The sequence below is a fragment of the Salipiger marinus genome, from assembly GCF_035481585.1.
Classification (GTDB): Bacteria; Pseudomonadota; Alphaproteobacteria; order Rhodobacterales; family Rhodobacteraceae; genus Salipiger; species Salipiger marinus.
The window spans coordinates 240,963-259,017 of sequence record NZ_JAYKSL010000005.1; the positions used below are offsets into that span (position 1 = coordinate 240,963).

General features: G+C 66.8%; 16 protein-coding genes. 7 read left to right on the forward strand and 9 right to left on the reverse strand.

Annotated features, from left to right (window positions below; all coding sequences use genetic code 11):
* Positions 1-76: 76 nt before the first annotated feature.
* The gene (locus VK682_RS09200) at positions 77-964 is read left to right on the forward strand and encodes a DMT family transporter (RefSeq protein WP_089845420.1); all 888 of its coding nucleotides are present in this window, start codon (positions 77-79) and stop codon (positions 962-964) included.
* A 91-nt stretch (positions 965-1,055) separates the two neighbouring features.
* On the opposite strand, the gene VK682_RS09205 is transcribed toward VK682_RS09200, so the two are convergent.
* Entirely contained in the window at positions 1,056-1,847 is a 792-nt protein-coding gene (locus tag VK682_RS09205; RefSeq protein ID WP_089845421.1) for an alpha/beta fold hydrolase, read from the reverse strand.
* 447 nt (positions 1,848-2,294) lie between these two features.
* Here VK682_RS09205 and VK682_RS09210 point away from each other — a divergent pair, with 447 nt between their 5' ends.
* A complete protein-coding gene (locus VK682_RS09210) occupies positions 2,295-2,777 on the forward strand; it encodes a MarR family winged helix-turn-helix transcriptional regulator (RefSeq protein WP_089845423.1) in 483 nt (160 codons plus the stop codon).
* Between the two features lie 43 nt (positions 2,778-2,820).
* Here VK682_RS09210 and VK682_RS09215 read toward each other — a convergent pair whose 3' ends face one another.
* The 8 genes from VK682_RS09215 to VK682_RS09250 form a co-directional block, all read right to left on the reverse strand.
* Positions 2,821-3,606, reverse strand: a complete 786-nt coding sequence (locus tag VK682_RS09215; RefSeq protein WP_089845424.1) for an anti-sigma factor family protein — start codon at positions 3,604-3,606, stop codon at positions 2,821-2,823.
* Positions 3,606-4,127 (reverse strand): sigma-70 family RNA polymerase sigma factor, encoded by a 522-nt coding sequence (locus VK682_RS09220; protein ID WP_324781709.1) that lies wholly within the window; start codon positions 4,125-4,127, stop codon positions 3,606-3,608. Before VK682_RS09220 ends, VK682_RS09215 begins: the two co-directional genes overlap by 1 nt.
* A 40-nt stretch (positions 4,128-4,167) precedes the next feature.
* On the reverse strand, positions 4,168-4,539 hold the full coding sequence (locus VK682_RS09225; protein ID WP_089845427.1) for a COG4315 family predicted lipoprotein: 372 nt from the start codon (positions 4,537-4,539) through the stop codon (positions 4,168-4,170).
* Between the two features lie 250 nt (positions 4,540-4,789).
* Entirely contained in the window at positions 4,790-5,542 is a 753-nt protein-coding gene (locus VK682_RS09230; RefSeq protein WP_324781710.1) for a calcium-binding protein, read from the reverse strand.
* A gap of 93 nt (positions 5,543-5,635) precedes the next feature.
* Entirely contained in the window at positions 5,636-6,085 is a 450-nt protein-coding gene (locus tag VK682_RS09235) for a hypothetical protein (protein ID WP_324781711.1), read from the reverse strand.
* Between the two features lie 529 nt (positions 6,086-6,614).
* Positions 6,615-7,058, reverse strand: coding sequence for a hypothetical protein (locus VK682_RS09240; protein WP_324781712.1), 444 nt, complete (start codon positions 7,056-7,058; stop codon positions 6,615-6,617).
* Positions 7,021-8,310: a calcium-binding protein gene (locus VK682_RS09245; protein WP_324781713.1), complete on the reverse strand. Its 1,290-nt coding sequence runs from the start codon at positions 8,308-8,310 to the stop codon at positions 7,021-7,023. The genes VK682_RS09240 and VK682_RS09245 overlap by 38 nt, the downstream gene beginning before the upstream one ends.
* A gap of 326 nt (positions 8,311-8,636) precedes the next feature.
* On the reverse strand, positions 8,637-9,851 hold the full coding sequence (locus VK682_RS09250; protein WP_230795679.1) for a winged helix-turn-helix domain-containing protein: 1,215 nt from the start codon (positions 9,849-9,851) through the stop codon (positions 8,637-8,639).
* A 292-nt stretch (positions 9,852-10,143) separates the two neighbouring features.
* Here VK682_RS09250 and VK682_RS09255 point away from each other — a divergent pair, with 292 nt between their 5' ends.
* The 5 genes from VK682_RS09255 to VK682_RS09275 are packed head-to-tail and all read left to right on the forward strand — an operon-like array spanning position 10,144 to position 17,969.
* Positions 10,144-11,304, forward strand: coding sequence for an efflux RND transporter periplasmic adaptor subunit (locus tag VK682_RS09255; RefSeq protein WP_230795681.1), 1,161 nt, complete (start codon positions 10,144-10,146; stop codon positions 11,302-11,304).
* Positions 11,305-11,329: 25 nt separating this feature from the next.
* Entirely contained in the window at positions 11,330-14,440 is a 3,111-nt protein-coding gene (locus VK682_RS09260) for a multidrug efflux RND transporter permease subunit (protein WP_324781714.1), read from the forward strand.
* Positions 14,437-15,135: a response regulator gene (locus VK682_RS09265; RefSeq protein WP_324781715.1), complete on the forward strand. Its 699-nt coding sequence runs from the start codon at positions 14,437-14,439 to the stop codon at positions 15,133-15,135. The genes VK682_RS09260 and VK682_RS09265 overlap by 4 nt, the downstream gene beginning before the upstream one ends.
* Positions 15,125-16,204, forward strand: coding sequence for an ATP-binding protein (locus VK682_RS09270; protein WP_324781716.1), 1,080 nt, complete (start codon positions 15,125-15,127; stop codon positions 16,202-16,204). Before VK682_RS09265 ends, VK682_RS09270 begins: the two co-directional genes overlap by 11 nt.
* A complete protein-coding gene (locus tag VK682_RS09275; protein WP_324781717.1) occupies positions 16,197-17,969 on the forward strand; it encodes an ABC transporter ATP-binding protein in 1,773 nt (590 codons plus the stop codon). Before VK682_RS09270 ends, VK682_RS09275 begins: the two co-directional genes overlap by 8 nt.
* The last annotated feature ends 86 nt before the right edge of the window (positions 17,970-18,055 follow it).

Consider the following 18,055-nt stretch of genomic DNA (forward strand, 5'->3'; position numbering starts at 1 on the left):
TTGCGCAAATCGGGGGCGGGCCGGTGTGCCTCCGGGCCTGCGCCTGCTAGAGCGGGGGGAGCAATGGAGGAACAGGATGCAGGTCTCGCTTCAGGCACGGCACAGCGATGTCACGATGGGGATGTTCATGATGTGTGTGGGCGTCGCCTGCCTGAGCATCAATGACGCGGTCGCCAAGCAGCTTACCTCCGACTATTCCCCGCTGCAGGTGCTGTTCCTCAGGAACCTGATCGCGCTGCCCTTCGCGATAGGGATCGCCCTGCGGATGGGCGGGACGCGCGCCCTGCGCTCTTACCGGCCTGTCGCGCATCTTGTCCGGGGCGTGGTCTGGGTGGCGGCGGCCTTTCTGTTCTTCACCAGCCTGCGGTATCTTCCGCTGGCCGAGGCCACGGCGCTGGTCTTTGTCGCGCCGCTGTTCATCACCGCGATTTCCGCGCTGGTGCTGCGCGAACAGGTGGGCTGGAAGCGATGGCTGGCCGTGCTGGCCGGGTTCGCGGGGGTGCTGATCGCGATCCGTCCGGGGGCTGCCAGCTTTCAGCTCGTGTCGCTGCTGCCGGTGGCGACGGCGCTGTTCTACGCCCTGCTCATGGTCAGCGCCCGCTGGGTGGACCGGCGCGAAAGCGTCTGGACGCTGCTGCTGTATCTGACGGGCGCGGGGGCGCTGCTGAGCGCGGTGCTGGTGCCCTTCGTCTGGCGGCCCGTGCCCATGGCGGATCTCTGGCTGTTCGCGGCCATCGCCTTTTTCGGAACGGCTGGCATGACGCTGATGACCCAGGCCTTCCGCATGGCCCCCGCCGTGGTGGTGGCCCCGCTGGATTACACCGCGCTGCTTTGGGCGACGCTGGCAGGCTGGCTGGTCTGGCACGAGATCCCCGAGGCCCCGGTTTTCCTTGGCGCGGCGATCATCATCGCGAGCGGCATCTTCACGGTCTGGCGCGAACACCGGAATGACCGCAGGGCCTGAGGCCCGCGCGGCCTCGGGCGCCGCAGAAGCCCTGCGCAGCGGACGGAGCCCGACCGGAGGCAGCGCGCCTCCGGTCGGGCTGTGGCCATGTTCAGTTGCCGGGCACTATGGCGGTGCGGGCGGCCTCGTCGATGACATCGGCCACGACCTCGGGCTGGGTGATGAACACGGCGTGGCTCGCCGCGACCTCGGTCACCTTGGCGCCGATGCGCTGTGCCATGTGCTGCAGCATGGCCTGATCAAAGGCCTTGTCCTCGGTGGCGATCACTGCCCAGCTTGGTTTGCTGCGCCATGCCGCATTTTCCAGCACCGTGCCGAAGACCTCCATGCTGATCGGCACCTGAGAGTCGCGCAGGAAGGCGGCATCGGCATCGCTGACATCATGGGCGAACCCGGCCTGAAACATGGACGGCGCGACAAAGCCATACTGATCTTCGCCGATATCGAGCACGAATTCGGGCGGGGTGGTGAAGCCGTCATATTGCTGCGCGGTGGTTTCCCCGGCATCGGGCGACAGGGCCGAGACATAGACCAGCCCCGCCACGTTGGGATGGACGCCCGCTTCGGTGATCACGGTGCCGCCCCAGGAATGGCCGACAAGGATCGCGGGGGCATTCTGGCGGTCCAGCGCGCGTCTGGTGGCCGCCACATCCTCGGCCAGCGAGGTGAGCGGGTTCTGCACCAGCGTCACGCTGTAGCCGCGCGCGGTCAACTGGTCATAGACCCCGCGCCAGCCGGAGGCATCGGCGAAGGCCCCGTGAACCAGCACGACATGGCGGATCGGCTGATCCTCCGGGATGGCCTGCGCATGGCTCTGGCCCGCGGTTCCGAGGGCGCCTGCCGTGGCTGCGGCAGCAAGGAGGGTCTTGAATTTCGAAGTCATGGGATCGTCCTTCCGATTCTGATTAATGCGATAATAGTTATTGCGATATTTGTTCATCTACAGTGAGGCGGGGCTACTTGTCAAAGTAAAACTTATCGCGATACTGTATTTCCTGAGAGGCCCCGCCACGCCCTCAGGAACTGGTCAAACCACCAGACCTTGCACAGCCCCTGTCCCGCTGCAGATCCGGGACTGCCCTGCCCTCCACAGGGTCAGCAGGGCATGGGGCGGGATGCGGCGCAGAGCGCGACATCCTGAAAAGACTGACGCGGGCGGCGGAGGAATAATCCCGCAGCAGGGGAAATTTTCCGAATTAACGCCGCGCGCCGCGATGGCATGGGCGGTGAACACGGGCGCGCCGGACCCGCGCGGGGTGGACCGGCTTGCAACCTTGATAAATTATCGTGATAATATTTTCCCGCATCCCGCCACCGTCAGGAACAGGTCATGACAGCCGACAGCCCCTCCCCCCCCGTCCCGCTGGAGGACCAGCTCTGCTTTGCCATCCACTCGGCCAGCATGGCGATCCAGCGGCTTTACAAGCCCATGCTGGACGAGATGGGCCTGACCTATCCGCAATATCTCGTGCTCAATGTCCTGTGGCGGGAGGAGGGTCAGAGCGTCGGCGCCATTGCCGCGCGGCTGGCGCTGGAGTCCAGCACGCTGACCCCGCTGCTGAAGCGGCTGGAGGCGGCGGGGCTGCTGCGCCGGACCCGCAATCCGCAGAACGAGCGGCAGGTCCTGATCGCGCTGACCGACAAAGGCCGGGCGCTGCGCGGTGGGGCGGGCTGTCTGGGCGCGGCGCTGCTCGACGCCTCGGGCGAACCCGCTTCGGAGCTTGCCCGGCTGAACCGGGACATCACCGCCCTGCGCGATGCCATCTATGGCCAGATCGGCACATGGGATCCGGCACCGCAGGACAGGGCTTAGCCGCCCGCCCTGCGCGCGCCGCAGCCACCCGTCCGGCGGCGGGTCAGATCAGCTGGTCATAAGCCTCAAGGGCGATGCGCCGCAGCAGATCGCGCGGCACGCTGCCCACCACGGCATAGCTCAGGTCGCGGTCCATCCAGAAGAAGCTCTGGGTGGTGCCCTCCTGCGCGAACTGGAAGGCGGTCTCCTGACCGGCCCCCTGCGGCGCGATGTAAAGCGTGATGCGCTGCCCCTCGGCATTGTCATACATGAAAAGCGCGGCGGCCCCCTGATCCGAAGGCACGATCCGCCCCCCCATCAGGCTGAACCCTGCCGCGGCAAAATCCGGCGGACGGATCTCGTGGCCCAGCCGTCGGGACATCCAGGTGGTCAGATGCTCGGCCTCCGAGGCGGGCACCTCGACCGGGTGCGCCACCTCCACCACATAGGTGGCGTAGGCGCCCATGGCGCGGGCGGCAAGGCTCTGCGCGGCGGCGGAAGGCGTCGCAAGATCGCGCGCGAGCCAGCCGCCGCCCGCCCCCAGCGCCAGCGCCGCAAGCGTCGCCGCGATCAGGCCGCGCCTGCCGGAGCGGCGGGGAGGCTCCGCGCCGGCGTCTTCCGCTGCCGCCCGGCGCAGGATGTCGGTCAGCCGGTCCGGCACGGCTTCCTGCGCGACGGGATCGTAAAGCGCCCTGATCGCGCCGTCCTGCCGCTGCCATTCGGCCAGCGTGGCGCGGGCGGCGGGATCCTCGGCCAGACGCGCCTCCAGCGCGGCCCGGTCCTCGGGCGGCAGGACGTCCTGCGCATAGTCCAGCAGTTCGGTCTCGGTCAGGGCGGGTCTGTCGGGCATCATCTCCTCCCCCGGCTTGGTCCGGGCACCACCTCGGCCCCTGTGCCGCGTCCGGTCAGCACGCGCAATGTGGCACGGGCGCGGGCCAGCCGCGACATCAGCGTGCCTTTCGGGATGTCCAGCAGGCTGGCGGCCTCCTCGAGGCTCCGGCCTTCAAGCGCCACGATCAGCAGCGCCTCGCGCTGGTCGACGGGCAGGCGGGCGATGGCCTCCTGCACCTCGCGCAGCGCCAGCGCGCCCTCCTGACCGCCGCATTGCGCAGGTTCCGACACCAGATCCTCGATGGCGACCAGATGGCCGGGCAGCGGGGACCGGCGCTGCAGGTCGCGGTAGCGGTTGATCAGGATCCGGAACAGCCACGCCTGAACCGGGCCGTCGCCGCGCCACAGATGGCGGCTGGCAACGGCCCGCTCCAGACAGTCCTGCACCAGATCATCGGCCCGGTCGCGGTCCCGCATCAAAGCCCGGGCATAGCGCCGCAGCGCCGGTATCGCAGCTTCGATCTCGTCAAGGACCTTCATCGACCGGGCTTTCCGTCACATGTCCAAAGGGCGCAGGCGGTCAGGGCCGGGCGATGTGCCAGACGCCCTTGACCCCGTCCCCGGCCACATCCCCGGGAGCGGCATCCTTGGCGAAGGTATAAAGCGGCATGCCCTTGTAGGTCCACTGCCGCGCGCCATCGGTCCGGTCGATCACGGCATACTCGCCCTCGGCCTTGTCCTCTGCCGTTGCGGCAAGGATCGGCCAGATCGCCACGCAGTCGCCCGCGCAGGACGACACCCCCGCCATGTCCTTGTCGAAGGTATAAAGCGTCATGCCCCCGGCATCGGTGAGCAGGGCGCCGCCCGCGCCTTGGGCGGTGAGGGCAGGATCAGCCATGGCGGCGCCCGCGGCAAGGATCAGCGGGCAGAGAGAGAGGATGAGACGGTTCATGAGGGTCACTCCGGGTTGCTGGACGCACCGCAGATCGCGGCGTCCTGAAATGAATGACGCGGGCGGGCAGGCAATAATCCTGCGGCAGAAGATATTTTTAGGAGACGCTGCCGCACCGGCCAGATGCCCCATGTCGCGGACAGCCCCGGTCGGTCCGGGGGGAGGGATCGGCCACGCATCGGGTGCAGCTTTTCATCGACCCGATGCGTGGCAGATTGCCCGGGCCCCCCAAGCCCCCTGCGATCCGTGGTCAGAAGAGGAAGTCGTTGGCCGCCAGATCCGTGCTGTGCAGACCTGCCAGCGTGATCGAGCTGTCGGCGATCAGGATCCGGACGTTGCCGCCCTCTTGCACGAACACCAGATCATCAGAACTGTCGACCTCGCCGACCAGCCGCAGATCGATACGGTCGCGGCGGGTGTCAAAATCGGGGATGACATCATGGCCAAAGCTCAGCACGACCTCCAGCGTTTCCGTGCTGCCGTTGATCAGCCGAACCTGATCGGTGGCAAAGATGAACTGGTCCGCATCCGTGCCGCCCGTCAGGATGTCGTCGCCTTTGCTCCCTTGAAGCCGGTCAGCGTCACGGCCACCGGTCAGGGTGTCATTGCCCTTTCCCCCGTTCAGCAGATCCTCGCCGGAGCCGCTTAGCAGGACATCTTCACCCGCCCGGCCCAGCAGAGTGTCGGCATGCGCTTCGCCTTCAAGCCGGTCGTTCCCGGTGCCGCCCCGCACCAGATCGTTGCCGTTCTGGCCGATCAGCAGGTCGCTTCCGGCGCCGCCCTCCAGCGTGTCGTGACCCGAGCCGCCCACCAGATAGCTGGCCTTGTCCGTGGCGGTCAGCACCTCATCGCCCGAGCCGCCAAACTGGTGCTGATCGAAAGACGGAACCAGCGCAGTCCTGATCCCACCGCCGCTTTCGGCGGCGACGAAGGACAGCGCGATGGTGCCATCGGCAAGCAGCGTGGCCGCCGGGTGCGATCCGGGCCGGACCGGCTCGGCCACCCGGAACAGGCCACGACATTCCGCTGCGCATCAAGGCGCTGCGCCTTGATCCCGGCGCCGTTGTCATAGACATAAAAGACCGCGAAACCGCCATCAGGCAGAGCTACCACCGAGGGTGCCGTGTTGTGATCGATCGTCCCGTTGCTGTCGATGTGAAGCACGCTGGTCGGCGTGCTGCCCCTCTGCATCCAGAATGATCGCGCGCACGTCCCGGTCGCGGTCGTGATCCGTTGCCGTCACGACAAAATTGCCGTTGCTCAGCGCCCTCACCTCGGGGTTGCCGGTCCGCTCGGAGCCGATGGTGATGGATTTGCTTGTCACCCTTTGGCCGCTTTCGTCCGTGATGGTGACGGTGAAAGACCTGCCGACTTCGCCGTTGATATCGCTCACCGCCACGGTGCTGCCATTGGTCAGCCGCGCAGTGTCGATCAGCGATACGCTGCTGACTTCCTTGTCCAGAAAGAGGGCAGTCGGCGCACCGAAGAGCCAATCTTCGGTGAAGTTGTCCGAGACCACAAAGCCTTCCTTGAGCGTGTCGGCCATGTGCACCTGCAGATGATCCGCCGTGATCCCGCAGAGCGACGGCTGAAAAGCTGTCCCGATTTGAAGGTAAAACCAAATTCGCTCCCCAACACGAATGCACTGCTCGTGAACTGGGTCACCTCGCCGTCGACCAGGTCCGGTGTCCCGTCGCTGACATCATAGACCGCGCTGGTCGCCGTTTCGGCTCTGGGCAGCCTTTGGGCGACCGCAAGGCGATTGCCGTCAAGGGTGAGGATGTCAAAGGCATCGTCTGCGTCATCCGCGGGTGCGGTGCCGTTGAACTCCGTGGGCAAGGTCACAGGCGCCCCGTCCGGCTGACCCGACGGCGTCAGGCGCTGCACCATCAGCCGGTTTCCTGCGGTTTCGTCAAGATAGACCACGACCACCGCGCCATCCGACGGGGGGGCGGTTTGCAGATAGCTGCCGACGGTGTGACCCTTGACAGAGATCGCCGTGGGATTGACGGAAAAGCGGATGCCCTCGTCAGCGGGCGCTTCCGGGGCTGCCTCGTCTTCGGGCAGGACAGTGATCACATCCTGCACCTCGGTTTTAGCTCGTTCGGCAGGGTGGCAACGTCGATGTCCTGCGCAACCCTGCGGTCGCTGCTGTCAAAGCCCTGCGTTGCGGCCTGATCTGACGGGATGGGATCAAAGATGCGGATCGTCTCGACGTCCGCGTCGATTTCGGCCCGGCCAAGTTCGGTCAGGACACCACCCCTCGCGGCATAATGGAGCACGGTCAGGGTGCCGTTCTCTTCGATGATATCGAAATCCGACGTGACCTCACGGATCACCCGGCCTTCGGCATCTGTTTCCTGAACGATCGCCGTTTGCACTTCGACCACATCGTGCCCCGCGCCGCCAAAGATGCGGGTCTGCCCGCCATCCAGCAGGAAGGTATCGCCCCCTGCCCCGCCGGAGAGCACGTTCCGCCCGTCACCCCCGGCCAGATAATCGTCCCCGCCGCCGCCCATCAGCGTGTCGTCCCCGCCATCCCCCCAGCAGGGCGTCATTGCCGTCACGGCCAAGGATCAGGTCATCCCCGGTTCCCCAGACCAGCAGGTTGTCCGCGCCGTCACCGAACAGCCGGTCGTCAAGGTCCGTGCCCACCAGACCTTCGGTCCCGGATAGGCTGGCATCAGCCGCGCCAGTGGCAAGGTCCGCCTGAACCCCAAAATCTGCCGGTTGCGCATTGAACGAAACGACATCCCCCGCCGTGCCCGCATCGTGACCGCCGCCGTCCAGAACATCGTGACCGGGCCGGGCCGTTCCTGTCGTGACGGCCATGCTCAGCACGTCATTGCCAGCCTCACCGCGCAGGGCGTCGCTGCCGGTGCCGCCGTCCAGCAGATCGCTGCCGCTGCCACCGCGCAGGCTGTCGGACCCGGCGCCCCCGTAAAGCAGATCGTCGCCCTGAAGGCCGTCCAGCGTGTCATTGCCCTCTGCCCCGTCACCCGTCAGAAGCCCTTCGACATTGGCGATCACGCCATGCGCGCTGCTTCCAAGCGTCAGTTTGATGGTCCAGTCAGAGGCGTCGCCGGAAAGGTCGAGCGTGTCGACGCCCGCGCCGCCATCAATTTTGTCCTCCGGATCCAGCCCGACAAGGACGTCATTGCCCGAGCCGCCAAGCAGGATGTCCCGCCCCGCGCCGCCCTTCAGCGTATCGTCCCCTGTGCCGCCATTGACGAGATCGTTGCCGGCACCTCCGTCAATGCTGTCATTGCCAGCATCCCCCAGAAGCGCATTGTCGACCTCGTTCCCGGTGATGGTGTCATCACCATTGCCGCCGATGACATCCTCGAAATTGACAAACCTTGTCTGCTGCTGCGTGGCACCGTCGCTTGGCCCACTCACGGCAATCGGCGTCACACCGAGGGATCGACCGATCCCGGAACTGCCCGCCCTGTCCGCGTCCTGTGCGACGGCAAGCCTGACATAGCTTGTCACCGGCGTGCCGCCGCCGCTGACGAAATTCGTCTCGCTGCCCGGTTCGGCGCCGGTATGCAGGCTGACCGCGATCCCCACTTCCACGCCATTGGCCGACAGAACGTCCTGCCCGGCACCGCCGTCGATATAGACCTCGCCGCCCGCGATCGACACCACGTCATTGCCAAAGCCCGCGTGCACCACATGCGAGTCCTGGCAGTGTTCCTGTTCCTGTGTGTTTCGGCCTGCGCGACGCTGCAGCCACAGCCCGCCCGCGACCCTGTCGTCGATCCCCGGCATCTGCCGCCGCCGCCGCCTTTGTCACCTCCGGCACTGCCGCCGGCCCCGGCTTGCGCCGCAGCGGGCATGTGGCGCAGGTCCGGACCCGGCTGAGCCAGCGCGCAAGGGATCTGGGTGCCACCGGAAAGGACGAGACATTCGGTGCCGGGCTGATCGTGTCGCCGCAGGGCTGCCAGCGCCGGTAGGCGCGCGTCTTTCAGATGATGCCTTCATGGGCCTTCATCCGCGAAAGTGCGCACAAGCTGCAGCCAGCGGAGCGGGCCCATTCGACATGCCGGTGCCGACGGGGAGCCTGCAGGCGGCTGGGACATCCGCCCGTCTTCGTTTCAGGGGAGGATGTGATCGCGCTGCCAGCCGGGCAGAAACTCCAGCCGGTCGCAGCCGGAGAATCTGGCGAGCCGCTGAAGCTCTGCGTCCAGCTTTGCGGCCCGCGCCTTGGTCAGGCGGATCCCGGCCTCGGGCCAGAAGGCCCGGACCCGCAGCACGGATTCGGTGCGGACCGCCTTGGCATCCAGCCGCCCCACCAGCCGGTCGCCTTCCAGCACCGGAAAGACGTAATAGCCCCAGCGGCGCTTCGCCTCGGGCACGAAAACCTCGATCCGGTAGCGGAAGCCGAACAGGAATTCCGCGCGGGCCCGATCCCGCAGAGCCGGATCGAACGGCGACAGCACGCGCAGGCGCTGGCTTGGATCCGGCGCGGCATCGGCCCGGTCCAGCACATCGGGGCGCGCAAACGCCCGGCGCCGGGTTCCATCCGCGCCTTCGACCAGAATTTCGAGGATCTCGCCGCGCGCGAGTGCCGCGACGCTCCACGCTTTGACCGCCTCGGGAGGCGCCGCGTTCCAGTAGGCCTGCAGTTCCCGGACGCTGGCAAAACCCAGATGATCCAGCGCCGAGGCACATGCCCAGTCCACCATGGCCGCAAACGGGATCAGGTCGGCATGGAGCGGCGCAGGCACCACATGTTCGGTCAGATCGTACACCTTCTGAAACCCCTCGCGCCGTGTGACGGACAGCTCTCCCGTCCACCACAGCCATTCAAGAGCGGTCTTTGACGGGTGCCAGTCCCACCAGCCGCCCCGGCTGCGCACTTCCTCCCTGCCGATATCCGAGGATGTGACCGGCCCGTGCCGGGCGACATGGTTCAGGATCTCGTCAAAACGCGCCTCGTAACCGTCGGGGAACCATTTCTGCCAGCCGGCCCGCAGCTTTTCGGCGTTGCGGTCAAACCGGTGCCGCCAATAGGGAAAGGTCTCCAGGGGCAGCATGGAGGCGTCATGGGTCCAGTGCTCCCACAGGCTGCGGTCGCGTTCGAGCAGGGGTTTCAGCGCTCGGGGCCGGTAGCTCTGGCGCCGGGCAAACAGGATCATGTGATGGGCCCGTTCGACCGTGGCGATGCTGTCGATCTGGACAAAGCCGATGCGCCGGATCAGTGCGGCAAGCTCTGCACCGGTCGCGGCCCCTGTTGGGGCTTCGGCCAAGGCGTGCCGGTCCAGAAACAGGCGCCGCGCGAGAGGGTTCAGAAGAACGGGCATGGTCATGCGCTAGGCCTACCATGCTGCGGACCGCAGGCAAGCCGCCATGCTCGGGCGGCGTTTCGTAACGTGGCGCTATTGCGGCTGTGATCCCTTTGCTGTGGCCAAGGCCCCCTGCCCGGCCCCAGATGCGGCCCGGACCAGCGGCGAATGCTCTCGGGCGGCATGACCGGCATCCCGCGCGGCCAGTCCCCTATTGCCTGCATCGGAGCGGTCTCCACGCAATCTCCACAAAACCTCTGCGGTTCTTCGACGGAGCGGTGCGACCAGCGGGCCTTGTGAAACCAAGGATCACGCCATGACGCGCCGCAGTCTCTTCATCCTCTTTGGTCCTGCCCTGCTGGCGGGATCGCTTGCTTTCCTGCTGCCTGCCAGCCCTTCAAGCGAGGCGGAGGGAAGCGAGGGCGGGCCAGACCTGACCGTTCAGCTGACGGTGACACCGGTTCTGCCTGAACGCGTGGTGCTGGAGCGTGAATTGTCCGGCCGGGTTGCCGCCTATCGGCGGGTCGAGATCCGGCCGCAGATCGGCGGGCTGATCCTTGACCGGAAGGTGGATGAGGGGATGCGGGTGGCGGCGGGCGACGTGCTTTTTCGCATCGATCCGGCACCTTTCGACGCCGATCTGGGCGCGGCCGAGGCAGCCCTGACGCGGGCGGAAGCGGTCGCGGCACAGGCCCGCCGGATGCTTGACCGTTCGGACACACTGCTGGCGAAGAACGTGGTGAGCCCGGAAAAACACGATGCCGCCCGCAACGATCTGGTGCTGGCTGCGGCAGACCTTGCCGAGGCACGCGCCGTGGTCCAGCGCAGAAGGCTGGATCTGGACTTCGCCACGCTGCGTTCCCCGATAGACGGCTATGTCGCGTCGGGGCTCGCCGATATCGGCGGGCTGGCGACACCGGGGGGCGACAAGCCGCTGGCGGTCGTGCAGGATCTGGAGAAGGTCTTTGTCGATCTGCAGGTGCCCGCCGCAGGGCTGGACGCCATCCTGCTGGCGTCCGAGGCGGGGCTGGGGCCGGTCCGGGTCATGGCGGACCGGGACGGGGCAGAGCCGAGGGCGGGGCAGCTCAGATCCTCGGATGTGATCGTTGATCCCGGCACGGGAAATGCCTCTGTCCGCGTTGAAGTGGCCAATCCCGATCTTGCCCTGCTGCCCGGCATGTATGTCCGTGCGAGACTGCCGCGCGGGGTTGCCGAAGATGCCCTGCTGGTGCCGGAAGATGCGGTTCTGCGCCGGGGTGACGGCATGGCGCAGGTTGTCGTCGTGTCGGATCAGACCAAGGCCACGCGCCGCGACGTGCGCTTGGGTGACCGGATCGGCACCCGCATCCTTGTCACCTCCGGCCTGAAGCCCGGAGAACGCGTGGCCATCCGCGGGCAGGACCGCGTGCCAGATGGCACCACGCTGCAGGTCACGCCGGTTGCGGCAGATGATCTGCCCGCCGCCCCCCATCCGTGAAGCCCTCCCCCGAAAGACCGGTATCATGTCGCAGTTCTTCATCACCCGCCCGGTTTTTGCCTGGGTCATCGCCATATTCATCGCGCTGGCCGGGATCGTTGCGATCCCGCAGCTGCCGGTCGCGCGGTTCCCCGACATCGCGCCGCCGAGCGTGAGCATCTTCACCAGCTACTCCGGGGCTGACGCACAAACCGTCAGTGACAGCGTCGTGCGCCCGATCGAAAAGGAACTCTCCAGCGTCAAGAACGTGCTTTATTATGACTCCAGCGTGGATTCGACGGGCGGCGCCAATATCTCGGTCACCTTCAAGCCCGGCACGGATCCCGAGATGGCCCAGATGGATGTGCAGAACCGGCTGAAGAACGCCGAGGCCCTGCTTCCAGATCCGGTGCGCCGCTCCGGCATCGGGGTGGAGGCGGCGGAGTCCGGCTTTCTGATGGTCATCACGCTGCGATCTCGCGACGGCAAGACCGATGAGCTGAGCCTTGGCGATTACCTGACCCGCAGCTTGGCCGAGGAGCTGAAACGCATCCCCGGCGTCGGGCGCGTGCAGCAGTTCGGGTCGGACCGTGCGATGCGGGTCTGGGTCGATCCGGCCCGGCTTGGCGCCTATGGCCTGACCATGACCGATGTGACCGACGCGATTGCCAGCGAAAACGCGCAGGCCACGCCGGGCCGGGTCGGCGACGAGCCGACGGTTCCGGGCACCCGCATGTCGACCCCGCTGACGATCCACGGTCAGCTGACCACAGTCGAGGCCTTTGCCGCCATCCCGCTGCGCGCCAATACCGATGGATCACGCCTCGTTCTGGGCGATGTCGCGCGGCTGGAAATCGGCGCGCAGACCACGGCCTTCAGCGTCAGCAGCAACGGCAAGGGGGCCGCTGCCGCCGCTGTCCAGATGTCCCCCGGCGCCAATGCCGTGCGCACTGCGGAGGCCATCGAAACGCGGCTGGCAGAGCTGCGCCCTGCCTTGCCCGAGGATATGGAGGTTTCCATCTCCTACAACACCGCGCCTTTCGTGAAACTGTCGATCACCAAGGTGATCCAGACGCTGATCGAGGCGATGGTGCTGGTCTTTCTGGTGATCCTGCTCTTCCTGCAGAAGCTCCGCTATACGCTGATCCCGGCCATCGTCGCCCCCATCGCGCTTCTGGGCACGTTTGCGGTCATGTGGGCCGCAGGTTTTTCGATCAACGTGCTGACCATGTTCGGCATGGTGCTGGCCATCGGCATCATCGTTGATGACGCCATCGTCGTGGTCGAGAATGTCGAACGCATCATGGCGCGTCAGGGTCTGTCCCCCAGAGCGGCCACGCAACAGGCGATGCGCGAAATCTCGGGCGCCATCGTCGGCATCACGCTGGTTCTGGCCGCCGTCTTTATCCCGATGGGGCTGGCCGGCGGATCGGTCGGCGCGATCTATCGCCAGTTCACGCTGTCCATGGCGGTCTCGATCCTGTTTTCGGCCTTTCTGGCGCTGACGCTGACGCCGGCCCTTTGCGCCACGCTCCTGAAACCCGTGGCCGGACATGACGACGGACGCGGCGCCCTCGGCTGGTTCAACCGCCGGTTCGAGGCGCTGACCCGGCGCTATATGGGCCATGTGGGCTGGACCCTGCGGCGGAGCGGGCGGATGCTGGTGATCTATGCCGCGCTGGTCGCGGCGATGGGTTTTGGCTACATGCGGGTTCCGACCTCGTTCGTTCCGGAAGAGGATCAGGGCAGTTTCATGGCCATGTTCGAACTGCCCGCAGGCGCCACCGCCGAACGCACCCGTGCCGTGATCGCAGCCTATGAGGCCCATACCGCGACCCGCCCCGACATCACCGAAAATACCGTGATCCTTGGCTTCGGCTTCTCCGGCTCTGGCCCGAATGCGGCGCAGGCCTTCACCAGCATGAAGGACTGGAGCGCGCGCAAGACCACCGTGGACGAGGAGATCGCTGCCGCCGAGGTCGCCATGGCCGATATTCCCGAAGGCGTCGCCATGATCATGAAGCCCCCGGCGATTGAATCGCTGGGCACGACCTCGGGGTTCTCGCTGCGGCTTGAGGATCGCGCCAATGCCGGTCCCGCCGCGCTGAAGGCGGCGGAGGATCAGCTGATCGCGCGGGCGGAGGCGAGCCCGCTGCTGACCGGGGTGATGAGCGAGGGTCTGCCCGACGGCATGAGCATCGCCCTGAAGATCGACCGCGAAAAAGCGCAGGCGCTTGGTCTGCGGTTCGACACGATCAGCGAGACAATCTCGACCGCGATCGGGTCGGCCTATGTGAACGATTTCCCCAATCAGGGCCGCATGCAGCAGGTGATCGTGCAGGCCGACGCCCCGGCCCGGATGCATGTCGAGGATGTTCTGCAGCTTGAGGTGCGCAATCTTGGCGGCGGCATGGTGCCCCTGTCCGAAGTGGTCACGCCGGTCTGGGAAAGCACGCCCCTGCAGCTTGAACGTTACAACGGCTATCCTGCCACGCGCATCTCTGGCGCGGCGGCACGCGGCGTGTCGAGCGGCGCGGCCATGGCCGAGATGGAGCGGCTGGCGCAGGCGCTGCCGCAGGGCTTCGCCGTGGAATGGACCGGGCAGTCCCTGCAGGAACAGCAATCGGCCAGTCAGGCGCCGATGCTGCTGGCGGCTTCGATGCTGGTGGTGTTTCTGGTGCTGGCAGCCCTTTATGAAAGCTGGTCGGTGCCGCTTTCGGTGATGCTGGTGGTGCCGCTTGGCCTGCTGGGCGCGGTGGCCGCCGTGCTGCTGCGCGGGACCGAGAATGACGTGTTCTTCAAGGTGGGGCTGATCACCATCATCGGGCTGTCAGCCAAGAACGCCATTCTGATGGTGGAATATGCCCGCCATCTGAGGGAGCAGGGCATGGGGCTGCATCGGGCCACGTTGCAGGCCGCGCGCCTGCGGCTTCGCCCGATCCTCATGACCTCGCTTGCCTTCATTCTGGGGGTTGTGCCCCTGATGATGGCCCGGGGCGCGGGGGCAGAGATCCAGAATGCCATCGGCACCGGCGTTTTCGGGGGGATGCTGTCCGCCACGGTTCTCGCAGTTTTCTTCGTGCCCGTGCTTTATGTTGTGACCATCCGCCTGACGCGCAGCGCGTCGGGCGGCAAGACCGGAAAGACCGCGCCATGACCGATGCCCTGATCCTGATCGTCGAGGACGAGCCCGAGATTGCCGAAATCCTCGAAACCTATTTCACCCGAGAAGGTTTTCGCGTGATCTGCGCCCGTGACGGCACGACCGGGCTCGCGCATCACCAGATGCTGCGCCCCGATCTGGTGGTCTTGGACATCAAGCTGCCGGGACAGGACGGCTACGAGGTGCTGGCCACGATCCGGCGCCGCGGCGAAACGCCGGTCATCATGGTCACGGCACTGGCCGAGGATCTTGACAAGCTGCAGGCGCTGCGGATCGGGGCCGATGACTATGTGGTCAAACCCTTCAACCCCCATGAGGTGATCGCCCGCGCCCGCGCCGTGTTGCGCCGCACGAGGGGGCGGGCGCCCGATCACCTGCTGCGCATCGGTCCGCTGACGGTCGATCCAGAGGCCTATCGCGCGGTGGTCGATGGCGGCGCAGGGCCGGTCACGCTGGATCTGACCCCCACCGAATACCGCATCCTCGCCCATATGGCGCGCAGTCCGGGCCGGGCTTTCAGCCGCGGCGATCTGGTGGATGCCTGCCTTCCCGAAGGCTCGGCGCTGGACCGCACCGTTGACAGCCATGTCAGCAACCTGCGCCGCAAGCTTGCGGCAGCGGGCGCGGATGGCCTGCTCGAAGGCGTGCGCGGGATCGGCTATCGTCTGGATGTCGCCCATGTCCGCTGACCTCAACGCGCGCATTTCCAGAACCATGATCGCGCTGACCCTGATCGCGGGGCTGATCGTCTATCTGGGTCTCATGGCCTATTTCCTGTTTATCTACGAATGGCTTTATCCCGAACCCGAGGATCCGGCCGCATGGCGCACCGCCGATACGGTCATGATGCTGACGCTGCTGGCCTTTGGCCTGCTGACCGCGTCGGCGATCGGCTGGCGTCTGGCCCGGCGCATCGTGGCACCGCTGAACGCCGTGGCCGGGGCCACGCGGCGGATCGCAGGCGGAGATTTCTCTGCCCGTGCCGCCCTGCCGCCGGGCAGTTTCCGGGAGGCGGCGGATCTGATGGCCGATTTCAACGCCATGGCCGAACGGCTGGACCGCGCCGAGGCCGAGCTGGCCTATTCCAACTCCGCCATCGCCCATGAACTGCGCACGCCGCTGACAATCCTGCGCGGCCGTCTGCAGGGCCTGTCGGATGGCGTTTTTGCACCCACGCCCCAGCTTTATGACCGGCTGATCGCGCATGTCGACCACCTTTCCGCCGTGGTCGAAGAACTGCGCACGCTCGCGCTCAGCAATGCCGGGCAGCTCGACCTGAGCTATCGCCCGCTCGATCTGGCGGAGGTTGTCGCCGCCGCAGTGACCGGGATGGAGGCCGAACTGACGGCGGCTGGGATCACCCTTACGCTGTCGCTGGCCCCGGCCCCGGTGCTGGCCGACCAGACGCGGCTGCATCAGGCCTGTGTCGCGGTGCTGGAAAACTGCCGCCGCTATGCACCGCAAAGCCGCGTGCATGTCGAGACCCGCGCCGAAGGCGAAGACGTGGTCTTTCGCTGCTCCGATACCGGGCCGGGGCTTTCCGCAGACCACCAGATGCGCGCTTTTGATCGCTTCTGGCGCGCCGACGACTCGCGCGGGCGTGCTCGGGGCGGGTCGGGCCTTGGCCTGCCCATCGTGCGCGCCATCGCCCGCGCCCATGGCGGCGAGGCCCGGATCCTCCCGCAGGCCAGCCCCGGCCTGACCGTGGAAATCCGCCTGCCGCAACGCCCCTCCTCTGCTGGACCAACCGATGACTGACGGACCCGAAAATTACGACGATCTCGCCGCGCGGCATGTCTCCTTGCGGCGCGTCCTGCGGCTCTTTGCCCCCTACCGCCTGCGGATCGCGGCAGTGGTGGCGTTGATGATCCTCGCCGCAGCCGTCGGGCTTGCCGGGCCGTTTCTTCTGCGCGCGATCATCGACATCGCCTTGCCGCAGCAGGATCTGCCGCTGCTGGTCTGGCTCGCTGGCGGCATGATCGCGGCGGCGCTGGCTTCCGCCGGGATCGGCGCGCTGCAGGTCGTGCTGAGCGCCCGTATCGGTCAGGCGATCCTGCATGATCTGCGCGTCCGGCTTTATGCGCATCTGCAGACGCTGTCGCTGCGGTTCTTCACCGCCACCCGCACCGGTGACGTGCAGGCGCGGATCGCGGGCGACATCGCCGGGCTGCAGTCCCTGATGACCGACAGCGCGAACGAGCTTGGCCGGTCCCTTAGCGCGGTGGTGATGACGGCGGTGGCGATTGTCATTCTGGACTGGCGGCTCGCGCTCTTCGTGCTGATGATCGTGCCGGTGACCGTGCTGATCAGCGCCCGTGTCGCCCGGCTGCGCGAGGCGCTGACCTTTCAGCAGCAGGCGCGTGCCTCCGACATGTCGGCGGCGGTGCAGGAAACCCTGTCCGCACCGGGCATCATTCTGGCCCGCACCATGGGGCGCGGCCCTTGGCTCACGCGGCGCTTCACCCGTATTTCCCACGATCTTGCACAGCTGGAGGTGCGGTCGCATACGGCGGGCGAATGGCAGTGGTCCCTGATCGGCTTTGCGCTGGCAACCCTGCCCGCGCTGACGCTGCTGGCGGGCGGCCTGCTGATGCAGGGCGGAAATCCGGCCAGCATCGGCACGCTCGTCGCGATGATCGCGCTTCAGGAACAACTCCTGTGGCCGTTCGAGCAGCTGCTGGAGGTGGGCCGCGACACGCGCAAGACCCGCGCGCTCTTTGCCCGCATCTTCGAATATCTCGACAAGCCGGTCGAGATCACCGAACGCAGTGACCCCGTGACCATCCCCCGCACCGCGATGCGCGGCGAGGTCGAGCTGGACCATGTCAGCTTTGCCTATGCCGACGGGCGCGGTCCTGCGCTAAATGACGTGTCGCTCACCATCCCGGCAGGCAGCCATGTCGCCATCGTCGGCCCGACCGGGTCAGGCAAGACCACGCTCGGCTACCTTCTGGCGCGGCTTTACGATGTGGAAAGCGGCGCGATCCGCTTTGACGGGGTGGATCTGCGCGATCTGAGCTTCGAGACGCTGTCGCAGATGCTGGGCGTGGTGTCGCAGGAACCTTATCTTCTGCATGCCACCGTGGCCGAGAACCTGCGCTTCGCCCGCCCCGGCGCCACGGAGGACGAGATGATCACGGCAGCAAAGGTGGCGCAGATCCATGACCATATCGCCGGGTTGCCGGAGGGGTATGACACCTTGGTCGGTGAGGGCGGTTCGCGGTTTTCGGGCGGAGAAAAGCAGCGGCTGGCGCTGGCCCGCACCCTTCTGCGCGACCCGCCGATCCTGCTGCTGGACGAGGCGACAAGCGCGCTTGACACCCGCACCGAACGCGCGATGTCGCTGGCGCTGGAGACGATGTCGAAGGGCCGCACGACCATCACCATCGCGCATAGGCTTTCGACCGTGCGTCATGCCGATCTGATCGTGGTCATGCATCGCGGCCGCGTGGTCGAGACGGGCCGCCATGAGGCGCTGGCGGCAAAAGGCGGCATCTATGCCGGGCTGCTCGTGGGCACGTAAACACCCCCGGGGCGCGGCGCATGATGACCTCCGCCGCGATGGCCCGGGAAAGCCAGCGACAGAGCCTGCATCGGTGCGCTGGAAGG

Bases quoted from the DNA above. Each gene is read 5' to 3' on its own strand.
- VK682_RS09200 (WP_089845420.1), top strand. From the start codon at position 77: ATGCAGGTCTCGCTTCAGGCACGGCACAGCGATGTCACGATGGGGATG.
- VK682_RS09205 (WP_089845421.1), bottom strand. From the start codon at position 1,847: ATGACTTCGAAATTCAAGACCCTCCTTGCTGCCGCAGCCACGGCAGGC.
- VK682_RS09210 (WP_089845423.1), top strand. From the start codon at position 2,295: ATGACAGCCGACAGCCCCTCCCCCCCCGTCCCGCTGGAGGACCAGCTC.
- VK682_RS09215 (WP_089845424.1), bottom strand. From the start codon at position 3,606: ATGCCCGACAGACCCGCCCTGACCGAGACCGAACTGCTGGACTATGCG.
- VK682_RS09220 (WP_324781709.1), bottom strand. From the start codon at position 4,127: ATGAAGGTCCTTGACGAGATCGAAGCTGCGATACCGGCGCTGCGGCGC.
- VK682_RS09225 (WP_089845427.1), bottom strand. From the start codon at position 4,539: ATGAACCGTCTCATCCTCTCTCTCTGCCCGCTGATCCTTGCCGCGGGC.
- VK682_RS09235 (WP_324781711.1), bottom strand. From the start codon at position 6,085: ATGGCCGACACGCTCAAGGAAGGCTTTGTGGTCTCGGACAACTTCACC.
- VK682_RS09240 (WP_324781712.1), bottom strand. From the start codon at position 7,058: ATGGGCGGCGGCGGGGACGATTATCTGGCCGGGGGTGACGGGCGGAAC.
- VK682_RS09245 (WP_324781713.1), bottom strand. From the start codon at position 8,310: ATGCCGGGGATCGACGACAGGGTCGCGGGCGGGCTGTGGCTGCAGCGT.
- VK682_RS09250 (WP_230795679.1), bottom strand. From the start codon at position 9,851: ATGACCATGCCCGTTCTTCTGAACCCTCTCGCGCGGCGCCTGTTTCTG.
- VK682_RS09255 (WP_230795681.1), top strand. From the start codon at position 10,144: ATGACGCGCCGCAGTCTCTTCATCCTCTTTGGTCCTGCCCTGCTGGCG.
- VK682_RS09260 (WP_324781714.1), top strand. From the start codon at position 11,330: ATGTCGCAGTTCTTCATCACCCGCCCGGTTTTTGCCTGGGTCATCGCC.
- VK682_RS09265 (WP_324781715.1), top strand. From the start codon at position 14,437: ATGACCGATGCCCTGATCCTGATCGTCGAGGACGAGCCCGAGATTGCC.
- VK682_RS09270 (WP_324781716.1), top strand. From the start codon at position 15,125: ATGTCCGCTGACCTCAACGCGCGCATTTCCAGAACCATGATCGCGCTG.
- VK682_RS09275 (WP_324781717.1), top strand. From the start codon at position 16,197: ATGACTGACGGACCCGAAAATTACGACGATCTCGCCGCGCGGCATGTC.